Source organism: Gluconobacter sp. Dm-74 (genome assembly GCF_018256135.1).
GTDB classification, from domain to species: Bacteria; Pseudomonadota; Alphaproteobacteria; order Acetobacterales; family Acetobacteraceae; genus Gluconobacter; species Gluconobacter cadivus.
Genome location: NZ_JAERLX010000004.1, coordinates 85,670 through 103,935, shown reverse-complemented (window position 1 = coordinate 103,935; position 18,266 = coordinate 85,670). Strand labels below are relative to the sequence as shown.

13 protein-coding genes are annotated in these 18,266 nt (G+C 59.0%); all 13 read right to left on the bottom strand.

All coding sequences use genetic code 11. The features are described 5' to 3' along the window. Positions 1 to 9: 9 nt before the first annotated feature. Positions 10 to 4,182, bottom strand: coding sequence for a DNA-directed RNA polymerase subunit beta (rpoB, locus tag JK208_RS08155; RefSeq protein ID WP_194262415.1), 4,173 nt, complete (start codon positions 4,180 to 4,182; stop codon positions 10 to 12). A gap of 240 nt (positions 4,183 to 4,422) precedes the next feature. After that, complete coding sequence (gene rplL / locus JK208_RS08150) at positions 4,423 to 4,797, bottom strand: 50S ribosomal protein L7/L12 (RefSeq protein WP_099286921.1); 375 nt, start codon at positions 4,795 to 4,797, stop codon at positions 4,423 to 4,425. A gap of 67 nt (positions 4,798 to 4,864) precedes the next feature. Continuing rightward, entirely contained in the window at positions 4,865 to 5,389 is a 525-nt protein-coding gene (gene rplJ / locus JK208_RS08145; protein ID WP_099286922.1) for a 50S ribosomal protein L10, read from the bottom strand. Positions 5,390 to 5,695: 306 nt separating this feature from the next. Beyond that, positions 5,696 to 6,388, bottom strand: a complete 693-nt coding sequence (gene rplA / locus JK208_RS08140) for a 50S ribosomal protein L1 (protein ID WP_062110027.1) — start codon at positions 6,386 to 6,388, stop codon at positions 5,696 to 5,698. 4 nt (positions 6,389 to 6,392) lie between these two features. Next, the gene (gene rplK, locus JK208_RS08135; RefSeq protein ID WP_099286923.1) at positions 6,393 to 6,827 is read right to left on the bottom strand and encodes a 50S ribosomal protein L11; all 435 of its coding nucleotides are present in this window, start codon (positions 6,825 to 6,827) and stop codon (positions 6,393 to 6,395) included. 99 nt (positions 6,828 to 6,926) lie between these two features. Then, entirely contained in the window at positions 6,927 to 8,582 is a 1,656-nt protein-coding gene (locus JK208_RS08130; protein ID WP_249202027.1) for an efflux transporter outer membrane subunit, read from the bottom strand. Continuing rightward, positions 8,582 to 9,874: an efflux RND transporter periplasmic adaptor subunit gene (locus JK208_RS08125; RefSeq protein WP_194262294.1), complete on the bottom strand. Its 1,293-nt coding sequence runs from the start codon at positions 9,872 to 9,874 to the stop codon at positions 8,582 to 8,584. Before JK208_RS08125 ends, JK208_RS08130 begins: the two co-directional genes overlap by 1 nt. Next, on the bottom strand, positions 9,871 to 13,038 hold the full coding sequence (locus tag JK208_RS08120) for an efflux RND transporter permease subunit (protein WP_194268027.1): 3,168 nt from the start codon (positions 13,036 to 13,038) through the stop codon (positions 9,871 to 9,873). The genes JK208_RS08125 and JK208_RS08120 overlap by 4 nt, the downstream gene beginning before the upstream one ends. A 170-nt stretch (positions 13,039 to 13,208) precedes the next feature. Further along, positions 13,209 to 14,609: a HAMP domain-containing sensor histidine kinase gene (locus tag JK208_RS08115; protein WP_211575646.1), complete on the bottom strand. Its 1,401-nt coding sequence runs from the start codon at positions 14,607 to 14,609 to the stop codon at positions 13,209 to 13,211. A gap of 16 nt (positions 14,610 to 14,625) precedes the next feature. Next, positions 14,626 to 15,357 (bottom strand): response regulator transcription factor, encoded by a 732-nt coding sequence (locus JK208_RS08110; protein WP_407925765.1) that lies wholly within the window; start codon positions 15,355 to 15,357, stop codon positions 14,626 to 14,628. 61 nt (positions 15,358 to 15,418) lie between these two features. Then, complete coding sequence (locus tag JK208_RS08105; RefSeq protein WP_211575415.1) at positions 15,419 to 16,651, bottom strand: DNA recombination protein RmuC; 1,233 nt, start codon at positions 16,649 to 16,651, stop codon at positions 15,419 to 15,421. 43 nt (positions 16,652 to 16,694) lie between these two features. Further along, positions 16,695 to 16,940 (bottom strand): hypothetical protein, encoded by a 246-nt coding sequence (locus JK208_RS08100; RefSeq protein ID WP_099286928.1) that lies wholly within the window; start codon positions 16,938 to 16,940, stop codon positions 16,695 to 16,697. Between the two features lie 123 nt (positions 16,941 to 17,063). After that, on the bottom strand, positions 17,064 to 18,257 hold the full coding sequence (locus JK208_RS08095) for an aminoacetone oxidase family FAD-binding enzyme (RefSeq protein ID WP_211575644.1): 1,194 nt from the start codon (positions 18,255 to 18,257) through the stop codon (positions 17,064 to 17,066). Positions 18,258 to 18,266 lie beyond the last annotated feature (9 nt).

Here is an 18,266-nt window from a genome sequence, read left to right as displayed (position 1 = left end):
AGCGGACAATTAAAGCCCGCTCTGCTCGAGTTCGACATTCAGGCCGAGCGACTTCAGTTCCTTGATCAGAACGTTGAAGCTCTCCGGAATACCGGCTTCGAAATCGTCCTGTTCGCGAACGATTGCCTCGTAGACCTTGGTACGGCCGGACACGTCATCCGACTTCACCGTCAGCATTTCCTGCAGCGTGTAGGCTGCACCATATGCTTCAAGAGCCCACACTTCCATTTCACCAAAGCGCTGACCACCGAACTGCGCTTTACCACCCAGCGGCTGCTGCGTGACGAGCGAGTAAGGACCGATCGAACGGGCATGGATCTTGTCGTCGACAAGGTGATGCAGCTTCAGCATGTAGATGTAGCCGACCGTCGTCTGACGTTCGAACAGCTCACCCGTACGACCGTCAATCAGCTGCGACTGCCCGGATTTGTTGACACCGGCCTTCTCGAGCATCTCTTCGATGTCGGGAATGGAAGCACCATCAAACACCGGCGTTGCGATCGGAAGACCCTTGCGAAGATTGTTCGCAAGCTCAATCAGCTGTTCGTTCGGCAGAGTCGTGATGTCGTCATTATAGACCACATCGCCATAGACCTCACGCAGACGATCCAGCAGCTCCTGCTTACGCTCACCAGTACGCTGATACTCGTCCACCATGTCGCCGATGCTTGCACCGATATTGGCACAGGCCCAGCCCAGATGGGTTTCAAGGATCTGACCGATGTTCATGCGCGACGGCACACCCAGCGGGTTCAGAACGATGTCAACGGCCTGACCATTCTCAAGGAAGGGCATGTCTTCGACGGGAACAACGCGGGAGACCACACCCTTGTTACCGTGACGACCGGCCATCTTGTCACCCGGCTGAAGCTTGCGCTTCACGGCAACGAAGACCTTGACCATTTTCATCACACCAGGCGGCAGCTCGTCACCGCGCTGCAGCTTCTCGACCTTGCTGTCGAAGCGCGCATCGATCCGGCGGGTCGCTTCCTTGAACTCACCACGAAGCTTTTCAAGCTCCGCCATGACGTCGTCGGACGTAACCGTAATGCTGGCCCAGGTCGCGCGATGATGCTCGTCCAGAACCTCTTCCGTAATCGGTGTACCCGAACGGAGCCCCTTGAAGCCGGCACCAGCCGTCTGACCAACCAGACGCTCGCGCAGACGATTGTAGAAGCTGCGTTCCTGAATACCACGCTCGTCGTCACGGTCCTTCGTGAGGCGCTCGATCTCGGCGCGCTCGATCGCCATGGCGCGCTCGTCCTTGTCCACGCCACGGCGGGAGAAGACTCGGACGTCAACGATCGTGCCCGTCGTACCGGGCGGCAGCTTCAGGGACGTGTCACGAACATCGGAAGCCTTTTCACCGAAGATGGCGCGCAGAAGCTTTTCTTCCGGCGTCATCGGGCTTTCACCCTTCGGCGTCACCTTACCGACAAGGATATCACCCGGATTCACTTCAGCGCCGACATACACGATACCGGCCTCGTCGAGGTTGCGCAGGGCTTCCTCGCCGACATTCGGAATGTCGCGCGTGATTTCTTCCTGACCCAGCTTCGTATCACGGGCCATGACTTCAAATTCTTCGATATGGATCGAAGTGAAGACGTCATCACGGGCAATACGCTCGGAGATCAGAATGGAATCTTCGAAGTTGTAACCATTCCAGGGCATGAACGCGACGAGCACGTTACGACCCAGAGCCAGTTCACCAAGCTCGGTGGACGGACCATCGGCAATGATATCGCCAGCATGAACCGTATCACCAACCTTCACCAGCGGGCGCTGGTTGATGCAGGTGGACTGGTTGGAACGCATGTACTTGCGCAGACGATAGATATCGACACCTTGCGTGGCACCTGCTTCGTCCGTGGCACGAACAACGATACGGGCACCGTCGATCTGGTCGATCACACCGCGACGCTTGGCAACGATGGTCGCACCAGAATCGTGTGCAACCGCAGCTTCCATACCTGTACCGACCAGCGGGGCGTCAGCCTTCACCAGTGGCACAGCCTGACGCTGCATGTTCGCGCCCATCAGTGCACGGTTGGCGTCATCGTTCTCAAGGAACGGAATGAGCGCGGCGGCAACAGAGACAAGCTGCTTCGGCGAAACGTCACAGGCCGTAACCTGCTCCGGCGGAACGACGCGGAAGTCACCCGAGCGGCGGACGGACACGAGTTCATCCGTCAGACGGCCCTGATCGTCCTGCTTGGCATCGGCCTGCGCGACAACCAGCTTTTCTTCTTCCATGGCGGAAAGATATTTCCAGCCATCCTGAAGAACGCCTTCTTCTACCAGACGATACGGCGTCTCGATGAAGCCGTACTTGTTCACCTTGGCATAGGTCGACAGGGAGTTGATCAGACCGATGTTCGGGCCTTCCGGCGTCTCGATCGGGCAGATACGGCCGTAATGCGTCGGGTGAACGTCACGGACTTCGAAGCCTGCGCGCTCACGGGTCAGACCGCCTGGGCCAAGCGCCGAAAGACGACGCTTGTGCGTCACCTCGGAAAGCGGGTTCGTCTGATCCATGAACTGGCTGAGCTGGGAAGAGCCGAAGAACTCACGCACGGCAGCAGCAGCGGGCTTCGCGTTGATGAGGTCATGCGGCATGACCGTATCGATATCGACAGAGCCCATACGTTCGCGAATGGCACGCTCCATGCGGAGCAGACCGACACGATACTGGTTTTCCATCAATTCGCCGACAGAGCGGACACGACGGTTACCGAGGTTGTCGATATCGTCGATTTGGCCGCGGCCATCCTTCAGTTCGCACATGATCTTGATCGTGCGCAGGATATCTTCTTTACGCAGGACACGCAGGGTATCGGGCGCATCCACATCAAGACGCATGTTCATCTTCACACGACCGACCGCGGAGAGATCGTAGCGGCCCTGATCGAAGAACAGCCCACGGAACATGGCTTCAGCCGTTTCCTTGGTCGGCGGCTCACCGGGGCGCATGATACGATAGATATCGATCAGGGCTTCATCACGGCAGCTGTTCTTGTCAGCAGACAGCGTGTTACGGATCCAGGGACCGTGCGAACCATCAATGGACAGGAGCGGAAGCTCCGTAATGCCCATCTCTTCAAGCGCTGCCAGACGGTCTTCGGTCAGTTCTTCACCCGCTTCACCGTAAATCTCACCTGTATTCTCGTTCACGAGATCATAGGCAAGGAAACGGCCAAGAATATCGAGACGACCAACCTGCACAACGCGGGTCTTCTCGGCAATCTTGCGGACCATGCGTGCGGTCAGTTTCGCATCAGCTTCCGCAACCACCTCACCCGTATCGGCATCGACCAGCGGGCTGAGCAGCTTCAGGCCGCGGAAGGCATCGGGGTCAAACGGGCGAGCCCACTCGCCACCCAGACGAGTGAAAGGAACGGTCTGGTAGAAATAGGACAGGATTTCATCCTGATCCATCCCACGGATATCGAGACCTTCGACATCACCGCCTTCGACGATCTTCTGTTCACGCTGCGCGAGGTAATTTGCACCTTCAAGCGCATAAAGAAGCGTCGTGACCGGCAGCTTACGCTTACGGTCGATACGGACATAGATCAGATCCTTGGCATCGAATTCGAAGTCGAGCCAGGAACCACGATACGGAATAACACGGGCAGCAAAGAGATACTTACCCGAAGAATGCGTCTTGCCCTTGTCGTGATCGAAGAACACGCCCGGGCTACGATGCATCTGGGAGACAATGACACGCTCGGTGCCATTGATGATGAAAGTGCCGTTATCGGTCATGAGCGGCATGTCGCCCATGTAAACCGGCTGTTCCTTCATATCGTGGATCGAGCGCGAACCGGTGTCCTCGTCGATATCCCACGTCGTCAGACGGAGAATAACCTTCAGCGGTGCTGCATAGGTCAGGCCACGCTGGATGCACTCTTCAACATCATATTTCGGATCTTCGAATTCGTAGGACATGAAGTCCAGACGGCCGCGACCCGCGAAATCGTTGATCGGAAACACCGAACGAAAGACTTCCTGAAGGCCGGCATCCTGCCGACTGTCAGGGCTTACGTTCATTTGCAGGAATGCCTCATAGGAGGCGCGCTGCACGTCGATCAAATTGGGCATCGGCGCAATTTCGGGAATACGCCCGAAACTTTTGCGGATCCTTTTGCGTCCCGTGAACGATTTGGTGATCGCGTTCATCTCTTCTGCCCTCTGCACCAGACCTTCGAGTCGCCCGTAAACTGCGCTGGAGAACTGGCTCCTGCATTGCGGACGACCGGAACGACCGGCCATTATGAAATTTTCAGTACGTGGCGAGCCGCGCACTATACGCCTCTTCCGCTCCAACGGCAAATCGGGCGGGAACCGCATGCGATCCCCGCCCCATCTGTCTGCCAGGCAGTGGCTGCGACGCGAACGCCGCAACCCGAAATCAGTAGATTACTTGACTTCGACCTTGGCACCGGCGTCTTCAAGAGCCTTCTTGATCTTGGCAGCTTCGTCCTTGGACGCGCCTTCCTTGACGGTCTTCGGTGCGCCTTCGACCAGGTCCTTGGCTTCCTTCAGACCGAGGCCCGTGATGCCACGGACTTCCTTAATCACGTTGATCTTCTTGTCGCCGGCGTCAGCCAGGACAACCGTGAATTCGGTCTGCTCTTCAGCAGGTGCAGCAGCAGCGCCGCCAGCAGCAGCAGCAACTGCAACCGGAGCAGCGGCGGAAACGCCCCACTTCTCTTCGAGCAGCTTGGAGAGTTCTGCAGCTTCCAGAACGGTCAGAGCGGACAGCTCTTCAACAATCTTTGCCAGATCGGCCATGGTCTTATCCTAAATAGATGTACTGTTGATCAGGTTCAGGCCTACGCCGCAGCGCAGACCATCATTCTCAGGCGGCTTCTGCTTCGCCGGCCTTGGCATAGGCACCAAGAACACGAGCAAGCTGGCCAGCCGGCGCCTGGACAACGCCTGCGATACGCGTTGCGGGGGTATTGATCATACCCACCAGCTTCGCACGCAGCTCGTCCAGCGACGGCAGCTCGGCGAGGGCCTTGACTCCGTCGACGCCAAGCGTCTGGGAACCCAGGGCGCCACCAAGCACCACCAGTTTGTCATTCGTCTTGGCGAACTCGACGATCACCTTCGCCACCGATGCCGGGTCCTCGGACCACGCAAGCGCGGTCGGTCCCTTGAGCAGCGGCGCGATGCCGTCGAATTGGGTCCCATCCAGAGCGCGGCTGGCCAGCCGGTTCTTCGCAACCTTGTATGTCGCTCCTGCCGCACGAATGCGTCGACGCAGTTCCGTCACATCGGCAACCGTCAGACCCTTGTTCTGGGTGACGACAACCATGGACGTGCTGCCAAACACATCGGCGAGGAACTCAACAAAGGCCCGTTTTTCCGTACGGTCCAAAACCTGTCTCCTCGTCAGTCCGACTTGCGCCGGACCAGGTTACCCATGGAGTTGGCTCTTTCGAACCTTCTCCGCTCGCCTGTCCACAGAAGTGAGCGAACCCAGCACATCGCGGCAGAGCCACTGAAATACCGTCGCCCCGTCTGACGCCCGCGATTTCGAAAAATCCTTAAGGACCAGAAGGCCCACGTGCGGTCTTGGACAGGTTTGGAAACGACCCGCGAACAGGCCGCCCCTCAGCCATCACACCCGAAAGCGTGACGTCATTTCGTGGAGGTCTTTCCCAGAAGGAAGACCTCCTGTCAATCAGGCTTCGAAGCTCGAAACGTCAACACGAACGCCCGGACCCATCGTGGAAGACAGAGCTGCCTTCTTCAGATATGTGCCCTTGGCACCCGTCGGACGAGCCTTCTGAACGGCATCGACCAGAGCGTTGATGTTCTCAACCAGCTTGGCTTCGTCGAAAGACGCCTTGCCAACACCTGCATGGATGATACCGGCCTTTTCGGCGCGGTATTCAACCTGACCGGACTTAGCTGCCGTGATGGCACCCTTGACGTCCATGGTCACCGTGCCGAGACGCGGGTTCGGCATCAGCCCACGCGGTCCGAGGATCTTACCCAGACGCCCCACGAGAGCCATCATGTCCGGCGTTGCAATGCAGCGGTCGAAGTTGATTTCGCCAGCCTGGATTTTTTCAGCCAGATCTTCCGCACCAACGACTTCCGCACCAGCGGCGAGAGCTTCTTCAGCCTTCGGGCCACGGGCGAACACGCCAACGCGCAGGGTCTTGCCCGTGCCGTTCGGCAGGGAGATCAGACCACGGACCATCTGGTCGGCGTGACGCGGGTCGATGCCGAGGTTCAGCGAGATTTCGATCGTCTCGTCGAACTTTGCCTTGGCATTGCTCTTCACCAAAGCCACAGCCTCGGTCAGGCCGTACGGCTTGTTACGCTCGACAGTTGCCTGCGCGGCGTTCAGACGCTTGTTCTTGGCCATGAGATCAGCCCTCCACCACGTTCAGGCCCATCGACTTGGCGGAACCGGCGAGCATGCGCACGGCGCCATCAATGTCGTTGGCATTCATATCCTTGAACTTCTCTGCTGCGATTTCGCGGAGCTGAGTTGTCGTCACGGAACCCACTGCGGCGGACTTGCCGACCGTCTGGCTGCCCTTGGAAATCTTGGCGGCCTTCAGGAGGAAGTACGTGTTCGGCGGCGTCTTCGTCACGAAGGAGAACGTGCGATCCGCATAGGCGGTGATGACCACCGGGATCGGCATGCCGGGCTCGAGCTGCTGGGTCTTGGCGTTGAACTCCTTGCAGAACTGCATGATGTTCAGGCCGCGCTGACCCAGAGCCGGACCAACCGGCGGAGAAGGATTGGCTTTACCAGCCGGGATCTGAAGCTTGATGTAGCCAACGATTTTTTTGGCCATATCCGGGACTCCCCTGTTTGTCGTTCCCGAACCGCGGTTCAACGGAGTCGGCCATGCCGCCTCCTCCCGCGTTCGAAGTGAGGCGGACCCCTAGACCAGTTAGGGCTGTCCCGTCAAGCCTTGCGAAACACTGACCGACGACTGATCACCCCGCAGATCATTGTCCAGAGGCGACGCATGGTTGTCGATGCCGCTGACCGGCTTCGGAGTCCGCAGATCCTTATACTGAAGCGGACCGAACGGATCGATCTGTTTGATACCCGGCAGATCGCTGGCACTCCAACCACCGCCCAGAGCCCGCACCAGACGCACGGAAGACTGCACCTGCGCCGTCTGCACCTCGACTTCCGCCAGACGCGCCTGAAGCGCATCCTGCTGTGCCACAAGTGCGTCAAGATAGTTGGATAGCCCGCCTGTATAGAGCGCCATCGTCATGTTCTGCGTCCGCAGCGCAGCTTCCACGGCTTTCTGCTGCTGGTCCTGAGCGGTCTTGAACTGCCGGGTCTGCGTCAGACCGTCCTCGACGTCCTGAAATGCGGCCAGAACAACAGAGCGGTAATTGTCCACCATACCACGGTACTGCGACCAGGACCGCTGCAATGCCGCGCGCCTCAGGCCTCCCGTAAAGGCCGGTTCGACCGCCTGCACGGCAATTTTCCAGAAGGCGCGGGAAATACTGGCCAGATCGAAGCCACCATCCTCGAATCCGCCCTCCGCGCTGAAAGTAATGTGCGGATAAAAGGCAGCACGCGAGACACCGATCGCCCGGGCGGACGCCGCCATCTGGCGTTCGGCAATCGCGATGTCAGGGCGACGTTCCAGCAGGGATGCGGGCAGCCCCGCGTTGATCTTCACAGCCCCGAAATGCATCTTCACGTCCTTGACGGGCGCGATGTGAAATCCTGCCGGGGCCGTGTTCAACAGAACGGCGATTGCGTGTTCCATGACATTGCGTCGGGCAATCAGATTGCTTTTTGCGGCCTGTGCCGAATAGAGCTGGGTCTCGGCACGCGAGACGTCCAGACCCGCGCCGATCGACCCGGCCTGACGCAGTTCCGTGATTTCGACGGCCGCACGGAAGTAGCGGATGGAGTCATCATAGACCGCGTTCTGGGCATCAAGGCCGCGCAGGGCAACGTAATCTGATGCCAGTTCTGCTTCGAGACTCAGTCGTGCCAGCGCATATTGTCCGGCTGAAGCCTGAGCGAGGTTTTTCTGCATCCGCGTCGTGTTGCGAATGGAATCCCAGAAATCCGGCTCCCACGTCGCAGCACCGCTATAAGCCTGATTGGACTCGTAGACGAGGCTGCTGCTGCGAGCCGGATTGTTGTACAGCCTCCCGATCGAGCCTTTGTTGTCACTCATATGCGCGGAGCCAGTCACCTGCGGGTACAGGCGACTTTCCGTCTCACGAGCAACATCGCGGGCCTGCGTGAACGCTTCTGCCTCCGCCTGCAGGTCTGGGTTGACGGCCAGCATACGCTGTTCAAGCCCATTGAGAATGGGATCGTTGAACATGGTCCACCAGTCACTCCGGACGACACCATCCGCAGGCTGCGCGTTGACCATCAGCCCCTTCCCTCCCCATCCTTCAGGATAAAGGAATTTCTGGGGATGATAGTCGGGGGACAGATCACAGGACGTAAGCCCGATCGACAGAACGCCGGCCAGCGCTGTCGTGATCCGCCAGATCGAACGATTACGGCCTGTCACGTTCGTCTGGATGGGGGATGACTGGGAACTTTCCGGTTTCATCAGCGCGATCCGGCCTCTTCGGGGTTTGCGTCATGCTGGCGGACAGGCTGCTGATCCGCATCCTGCACCGCCTTGCCTGGCGTGTTGTATCCCGGTGTGGTCGGGACGATCCTAACTTCGTCCCCTTCCAGCAGATCAGCCGTAGGGTTGGCAACCACGCGGTCGTCTTTTGTAATACCGCTGAGCACCTGAACTGTCGTCCCGAAATTGATGCCCACGGTGACGTTCACCAGATGCGCATGGTTGTTGATGACTTTTGCCACCTGCGTCCCTTCAGCCCGATAGATGATCGAGCCTTCCGGCAGAATCAGGATATTCGGGTTTCCGGGAGCCGAGATATGCGCTGTCGCATAGGAATTCGGCCACAGCAAATTATCATCGTTATCCAGCGTCAGCTCGGTCGTCACTGTGCGGGTCGCGGCATTGAAGGCATTGGCGGTTGCGAGGAACGTCGCCTTAAAACGGCTGCCCGGATACTGCGGCACCGTCAGTTCAGCTTCGATCTTCGGCGAAATCACACTCGCAAAATCCTGCGGCACTGAGACGAACACACGCATCCGGTGCACGTCGGCGACCGAGAACAGTTCGGATGCCGCACCGCGGGAATTGACGTTACCACCGCCCGCATTCACATAATCGCCCACATTCACCAGACGGGACGTAACGATGCCGTCAAAGGGTGCGACGATCTTTTTGAAGTCCTCAAGTGCCTGAAAACGGTCCACGTCATGACGTGCGGCCTCAAGCTCGGCTTTCTGGGCAGCAGCATTGGCGGCCTGCACGTCCACTTCCTGACGCGATACAGCCTGCGTGCCTTTCAGCGCCGTCCAGCGCTGTGTGGTGATGACAGCCAGATTATAGCGCGCCAGAATGACGTTGTAATGCGCTTTGGCAGCCTCGAACTGGGCGTCGATGCTGGGTGTGCTGATTTCCGCCAGAACGTCCCCGCGCTTCACATGCGCGCCATAGTCCTTGTACCACATCTTCACATAGCCCGAGACCTGCGCGTAAATCGGCGCCTCGTACCATGCGGCAAGATTGGCTGGCAGATCGACCTGCCGCGTCTTCGGTCCCGGCTGCGGCGTAATCAGCGTAACGGGCGGGATGGCGGCTTCTTCGGTCGCGCCGCGCAGGGCATGATAATGCGTTCCCCGCTGCACGATCCCCCAAGCCGCCAGAGCAATCGCCAGCAGGATCACCACCAGCAGGATGAGTTTGCCGCGCGCGCCTGAACCCGTGCGGACCGGATGGTTTGTCGGAGGCACGTGCCCCTGATCCGTAGAATGGCTCACGCGCGGTCTCCTTCAGGCCCAGCAGGCCGCTTGTAGTGCATAAGGGCAAAAACACAGGGAACAAAAAGCAGGGTGGCAACGGTCGCGACCAGCAGGCCACCAATCACTGCCTTGCCCAGCGGGGCATTATCGGAATTGCTGATGGACATCGGGATCATACCGATGATCATGGCCATCGCCGTCATCAGGACAGGCCGGATACGCTCATATCCCGCCTCCAGAGCAGCAAGAACAGCATCGCCGTGCTCCTCCATCCGCTCACGGGCAAAGGCAACCACGAGAATGGCATTGGCCGTGGCCGTTCCCATGCACATGATCGCTCCCGTCAATGCCGGAACCGACATCGGTGTGTGTGTCAGGAACAGGCTCCACGCAATGCCACCCAGAGCGCCAGGGAGCGCAGAGATGATGACGAACGGATCAAGCCAGGACTGAAAATTCACGACAATGATCAGGTAAACCAGCACGATCGACAGGGCGAGCCCCCCCACAAGCTGGACATACGCATCGTTCATCGTCACGGCCTGTCCACGGACCACCATGGTCGAGCCATGCGGCAGGAGCTTGCGCTCTTCATCCACGACCCGGTTCACGGCTCTTGAAACCGTTCCCAGATCCATGTCTTCCGGCGCTGCATAAATGTCGAACACGGGCATGATGTTGTAATGCGCGACCTCTGAAGGCGTCCCGGTCTGGACCAGAGCACTCAGCCCTCCCAGAAGCTGCGGCGTCTGATTGGTCGGGTTGCCGTCTCCCTTGTCGATCGGGAGGATTTCCAGATCGTTCATGGTCTGGAGATAGTTTGCCGGCGTCTGCACATCGATGAGCTGCGATGTTCCCTGCGCGTTCAGATAATAGGTCTGGCCAACCTGTCCACTACCGGACAGCGTGACAAGAGCATTCAACGCCACATCCCGCTCGGTAATCCCTGTCCCCAGCGCGAAGCTACGGCGGTTGTTCACCAGAATGGTCGGCTGCGTCATCGGTTCCTGAATGGAAACATCGGCAATTCCAGGAATATGACGCAGTTTCTGGGCAATCTGTGTCGCGAACTTGAAATTCCCGCTCAGATCACGACCCACGATCTGCACGTCAATCGGAGACGGCAGACCGAAATTCAGGATCTTGGCCGTCAGGTCGCCCGGCTGGAACGTGAACACCGTGCCTGGGAAATCGTTCGTCAGACCTTTACGGAGCTTACGACGGTATTCGGGGATCGGGCTTTCGGAATTACGAAGCTGGATGGTGATGTCACAGTCCTGTGATCCCACGGTCGGAGACGGGATCATGGCCTGATTCAACTGACTGAATGGCAGGCCACAGTTATTGACGACATTGACCACCTGCCCCGGTAACAGACTCCGGATGCGGCGCTCAGCCAGCCCTGCGATCTTACCCGTTTCTTCAAGCCGGGTACCGACCGGCGCACGCATGTGCATCTGCATCGTTCCGGACTTGATCTCAGGAAAGAAGTCCTGACCGATGAAGAGAATCAGCGCCATGGACGACACGGCCGCCAGCAGGAACAGCAGGACGAAGCGTCCGCGGATCGCAATCAGGTTTTCAAGAATGACCTTGTAATGCTCGCGGAAACTCGTGAACCGCGCCTCAAATCCCCGCTGGAACCGCCCGAAAAAGCCGGGCTTGCGGTTGTGCCACTCGGGGTCACGATGCATCCGCACCTGAGCCGCCAGCATCCAGTTCGCCATGGTTGGCACCAGCGTCCGAGACAGGATGAAGGAGGCGATCATGGCAAAGATGATGGCCTCAGCCATCGGCATGAACAGCCAGCCTGAAATTCCGGTCAGTTCGAACAGCGGCAGCCACACGATGCAGATACAGGTCGTGGATACGAAAGTCGGGATGACGATCTGGTTGGCGGCATCAATGATGGCGTCCTCAAGATCTTTCCCGGTTTCGAGATGCGCGTCGATGTTTTCGATCATGACTGTCGCGTCATCGACGAGAATACCAACCGCCAGGGCCAGACCGCCCAGCGTCATAACGTTGATGGACTGCCCCGCTATGCTCAGCCCGATGATCGAACACAACATTGCCAGCGGAATGGACGTTGCCACGATGATGGTTGAGCGCCACGAGCCGAGAAACAGCAGAACCGTCAGGCTGGTCAGGATTGCGGCCGTGATCATTTCACGTACCACGTCCACAACCGATTCCTTCACGAAGCTTGAAGCATCGGTCAGGACATTCACTGTCGTTCCGGCCGGCAGCGTTGCCTCGACCTGTGGCAGGAGTTTCTTGATGCCGCTCACAACGGAAAGCGTGGAGGCGTCACCGCTCTTGAGAACGACGATCAGCACCGCCTGCTGGCCTTTCACAAGGACCGCATTGATCTGCGGTGGCCCTCCCCGATGCACCCACGCAACGTCGCGCAGATAGATCACGGAATTGCCGACCTGCTTGATCGGCATCTTGTTGAAGACCTCCAGATCAAGGGGCGTCGAGTTCGTTTTCACCATCCAGTCAAGCTGGCCAATCCGCTGATCGCCTGCCGGAAGAACGATATTCTGCAGGTTCAATGCCGTCGCCACGTCTTCCGGGGACAACCGGTGCGCCAGCAACTTGATCGGGTCGATATCCACCATGATGTCCGGGGCAAGACCGCCATAGGGATTGGGGATCGCCGCTCCCGGAACCGAAATCAGTTCCGGTCGGATCAGGTTGGACGCCATGTTGTAGATTTCCGACCCGGACATGGTCGGATTGTTGACCTGCAACGTCAGAACCGGAACGGACGACGCATCCATTGCCAGAATCAGCGGTGGGGTCGAACCGTTCGGCAACTGTTTGATGACCGTCTGGGACACCGACGTGATCTGCGTCTGCGCAACCGCCGTATTGGTTCCCGGCTGGAAGAAAACCTTCACGATGCCACGTCCATAATAGGACGAGCTTTCGATATGTTCGATATTGCTGACGGTCGCCGTTAAGGAGCGTTCGTAGTAATAGACGATACGCCCCGACATGTCCTCGGGCATCAGGCCCGTATAGGACCAGATGACAGCCACGATCGGTATCTTGATCGAAGGAAACACGTCCGTCGGCGTCGAAACGATAGCCCGAACCCCGAAGATCAGGATCATGATCGACAGGACAACGAAAGTATAAGGCCGCTTCAGCGCGGTAACGACAATAGCATTCATGCGATCAGACACCCCCTTGGGGCTCTTCCTGGTCCGGTCATTCTCAACGGGCGTCCCCTTGCAAATTGATCCGAGTCATATCCATCGAGACTCAGACGACAAGGAAAATTCTGTTTAAATATCAAGACACACGGCAAATATTGACATGTTGCGCAATATTCCGCGTCTTTTCAGACAGGCGTCGCAGGCGCGAAATGAATGGTAAAAACCGCTCCAGGCAGCGTGTGACCGGGCCTCGCAGACACGATCTCCACCGATGCTCCATGCAACCGCAGGATCGCCGAAACAAGACTCAGTCCCAAACCACTTCCCGGAACATGGCGACTTTTATCCGAGCGATAAAAACGCCCCATGACGGCCTTGCGCTCATCTTCGGCGATACCGATTCCCGTATCACTGACACGCAGCCAGCTTGATCCGTCTGCTCCCTGCCCCGCACTCAGCCGGACCGTTCCGGGAGCGGGCGTGAATTTGATCGCATTGTCCACAAGATTGGCCAGAACCTCGTTCAGCAGGTCCATATCCCCGAACAGCGGGACCGCTTTCTCCGAGTCCACAACCTCCAGCAGAATACCTTCCGTCTCGGCGATCGGTTCGTACAGATCCACCACCCCGGCCAGCAGTTCTCGCAGATCAAGCATCGCAAACCCGGCCCGGCGGCGGCCATTCTCGATCTCGCCGATCCGAAGAAGAGCCGTAATCACGGAGAAGCATTGCTCCAGATCCAGCGTGGCACGCTCGATCGCACCCTGAAGTGCCCCGGGGTCATTCGTAATCGACGACACCCGCTCCAACCGGGCCTTCACCCGCGCCAGAGGTGTTCTCAGATCATGGGCAATGTCGTTGCCCACGTCCCGGATCTCGTCGAGCAGATGCTCCAGACGGTCCAGCATCCGGTTGACCGACACGGCCAATCGCTCAATGTCGTCGCGTTCGCGCCCGGTCGGCAGACGTTCGTGCAGGTCTCCATCCATGATGCGGTCGATCGCCTCATGCATATCCTTGACGCGACCCAGCGCCCGATGGCTCAGAAAAATTCCTGCCATCAGGGCGAACACAACGATTGGCACCACGGACATCAACGCCGCACGCTTGGTGATGTAGCGCAGTTCGTTGGCCATATGCAGAGAACGCGCCAGAACAAGAATACGGTCCCGGTTTCCCTGCACCCCCTCTACCTCAACGGCCAGATAGCGCATTTCATAGGGCGTATCGCCAGGAGGGGCGTCCCAAAGACGCTGGGTTCTGGGAGAAACTTCCAGCCCGACAGGCCATTTCTTGATGTCGCCCGCAATCCGGTTGCGGTTCATATCAAAGAGCGCAGCCCCGTTGAGGATCACACGCAGGTCCGTCTTGCTGCGCTCCCGCACCTCGTACTCAAGCTGGGCAGGACTTTCCTGAATGAGTTGGTCCGCTTCGCGCTGCAGCAGATCCGTCGAGCGCTGCTGCTCATATCCATTCATCTGTTCGTAGACGAGCCCGAACTGCAATGCCATTGCAGCGATGATGGCCACGACAAAAGCCAGCGTCAGACGGAACGTCGCGGTGCGGAAAAGATCAGCCCGGAACAGTTCGGAAAAGCGCAGTTCAGCCCGTGACACGCAGACTGAACCCGGCACCGCGAATACTGTGAATGAGCGGCGGCTCGCCAGGCAGATCAATCTTGCGACGCAGCTTTCCGATATGGACGTCCACCAGATTTGTCTGCGGAACGAAGCGGTAATTCCATACGTCTTCCAGTAGCATCGTCCGCGTCAGCACCGTGTCCGGGCGACGCATCATGTATTCCAGAAGGCGGAATTCCCGCGGAAGCAGCTCGATTTCCTGCCCATTCCGGAACACCCGGCGCTCGATCAGATCCATTTCAAGCGGACCGACCCGAAGCACCGTCACACGGCTGTCCGTCGGACGCCTCAGCAGAGCCTCCAGACGCGCAGCCAGCTCTTCCATCGCGAAGGGCTTGGTCAGATAGTCATCGCCCCCCGCCTTAAGACCACTGACCCGGTCGTCCACAGCGGAAAGCGCCGAAAGCACCAGGACCGGAATGGTAATGCGCTGCGCCCGCACACTCTCAATCACCGTCAGCCCGTCCAGTTCCGGAAGCATCCGGTCCACGATCATCAGATCGAACTGTCCGGTACAAGCCTGATCCAGACCCTCGACACCCGTCGCGGCCCGCGTGACATCATAGCCGCGCGTCGTGAGTTCCTCCACGACCTCGGCCGCAATGCTGTCATCGTCTTCGATCAGCAGAAGCCGGGGAGAAGGTTCGGAAAGGCGCTCAGGCGCCCCGGAATCATGTGCAGACGTCATGGTCATGATCTTCACATGGGGCAGCCCCCGATGTCATCCAATTAAAATCGGTCTTAAAGGCAGGATATCAGGGGGAGGACGGATCTTCCAGAGCCTCTTCCATCTCGTCGGTCGTTCCGTCCAGCGCCCGCAGCCGCCTCCCGAGCACACGTGTCCGCCGACGGGCTTCTTCGATCGTATTGCCCATCGTCCCGGCATTGCGGTGCAGTTTTTCCAACACCTGATCCATCCGCAGCATTTCCTGCCGCGTCGCCCCCAGAAGCCCGGCAATCGCCTCTGTCCGTTCTTCAAGCGTGAGCGTGACATATCCCAGATGCACCGTCCGGAGCATCGCCGGCAGCAGCGACGGCCCCATCACCATCACGCGATGCAGCCGCCCGATTTCGTCAATGACACCGGGCATGCGGGCAATTTCGGCATAAAGCCCGTCGGTCGGCAAATACAACACGGCAAATTCCACCGTCACGGGCGGAAGGATATATTTCGACGCGATTTTTTTTGCCTCAAACCGGATCACGTTTTCCAGTTCGCGCCGCGCCTGACGTTCCGCCAGCGCATCCCCGGCATCCGAGGCGTTCAACAGTCTTTCATAGGCTTCGGTCGGGAATTTGCTGTCAATCGCCAGCCGTGGTGGCGTTTCCGTGCCGCGCACCGGCATCTTGATCGCGAATTCAACATTCTCACCGGCCGTTCCAAGGCGGAAATTGGTGTCGTAACTTCCTTCGGGGAGAATATCGTCCAGAATGGACCGGCACTGCGCCTCACCCCAGCCACCACGTGTCTTCACATTGGAAAACAGCCGCTTCAGATCGCCGATCTGCGCCGTCACACTCGTGACCTCGCCCAACGCTTTCTGCATGGCGCTGAACTGCTCCACCACGCGCTGGAAGCTGGTCTGCATCTGCTTTTCCACTGCACCGTGAAGCTGTTCATTCACGGTCGCCCGGATCCGCTCGATCTGTTCGTTCTGGCTCTGCGCCATTTCACGCAGCGCATCCGACAGCAAAAGACGACCTTCTGCCTGATCCTGCCCCAGATTACGCGCCAGCAGACTCAGCCGCTCGCTGGTTTCCAGCCGGAACTGATCCAGCCGCCCCGACAGAACGCGTTCGACTTCCGACAGATGGGCCCGATGATATTCGACGTCCTGCGAGCGCTCCTGCGCCTCACGCTCAAGAAGTCGCTCGAACCGTCCGCTGCCATTGCCACTGCGCAGGATCGCCAGCAAAGTAACCGCCAGCGCGACCGCCGCGACGATCCAGGGGAAAAACTGCGCCATTCCGGAAATATTCTCCTGCATGGCGCAGTCCTAGCCGTTCAACGCAAACCGGCCAATGCCGCGCTTACGGCTGATGGATATTTCCGTACGACGCCGCTCCCAGACCCGGACACGAACACGGCGCGCCAAGCGGAACCTGTGTCGGCATTTTGCAGGTATAGATCCCGGCCTTACAGGTATAGCCATAACCGGCGATGGGCGTTCCCGGCGCAATCGGCCCCGGCGCCGCCGTCCCGACACACGCCCCCAGCCCCAGAAAAGACAGACCTGCCGCAGTACGCAGAACATGACGGAAAACGGAACGAGACATAATGGATGTGTCCTTACATCGGCTAGGGTGAAAACCGGTCCTTAGAGAAGCGCAAACGGATCGCCACGTCATCGGTTTCCGCCTGATCGAACGCCAGCATGGCAATCCTGTGGCAATGCGCCCTCAGCGATGCCCGGCGGCTGCCGCCTGCCCTGCCGCCACACCGCTTGCCCAGGCCCATTGGAAGTTGTGTCCGCCAAGCCAGCCCGTGACGTCCACAGCTTCTCCGATCGCGTAAAGACCGGGAACTTCCCGGGCTTCCAGCGTCTGGGACGACAGATCCCGCGTGTCGATCCCACCGCGCATGACTTCTGCCTTGGTGTAGCCCTCGGTCCCGGCGGGACGGAGCTGCCAGTTCGAAATCCGCTCGGCCAGTGCTTTGATTGCGCGGTCCGGCTGGTTCGCCAGCATCGTCTCGCCCATTCCCACGGTCAGAGCACGCGCCAGACGCAGGGGTAGCGCTTCAAGCAGACTCGGCGGAAGGGCTTTCGGTCGGTCTTTCTTGACCTTCAGCAGCACGTTCAGCGCATTCTGCCCCGGTAGCAGGTCAATCTGCGCCGCGTCGCCGTTTTCCAGATAGGACGAAATCTGCAAAATCGCCGGACCTGACACGCCGCGATGGGTGAAGACCATCCCGTCCTCAAAGCACGGCCCTTTCTTGCCCACCCGCGCCACGATCGGCAGCGAAACGCCTGCAAGCTCTGGGTCGGCATCTTCCAGAACCAGCGGCACGAGCGCCGGGGCCGTCGGCACCACGCGCAGTCCGAACTTCCGCGCCAGCCGCAACGACAGATCAGAAGCCCCGAGCTTGGGAATGGACAGCCCACCCGTCGCAAGGATGACGGAGTCCGTGCGGATCTCACCGCCATCCGTAACGACAATAAATCCGTGCTCTGCAAATCCGTGCTCTGCCCGGCGAACATCCAGAATCCGCGTCTGCATCCGAAATTCGCAGCCAGCGGCCCGACACTCCGAAACCAGCATGTCCACGATCTGCCCGGCCGACCCGTCACAGAAAAGCTGCCCGCGCGCTTTCTCGTGCCAGGCAATGCCATAGCGGTTTACGAGCTTGAGGAAATCCTGCGGCGTATAGCGCGCCAGCGCGGAGCGGGCGAAATGACGGTTCTGGGAAATGAAACAGTTCGGGCCGGTTTCGAGATGTGTGAAATTGCACCGCCCGCCGCCCGAGATCAGGATCTTGCGCCCCGGCTCCGGTCCGTGATCGAGAACCAGAACCCTTGCACCGTTCTGCCCGGCCACAGCCGCCGCCATCAGCCCCGCTGCCCCGGCTCCGAGCACAATCACATCGGGGTTCATCATAGCGGC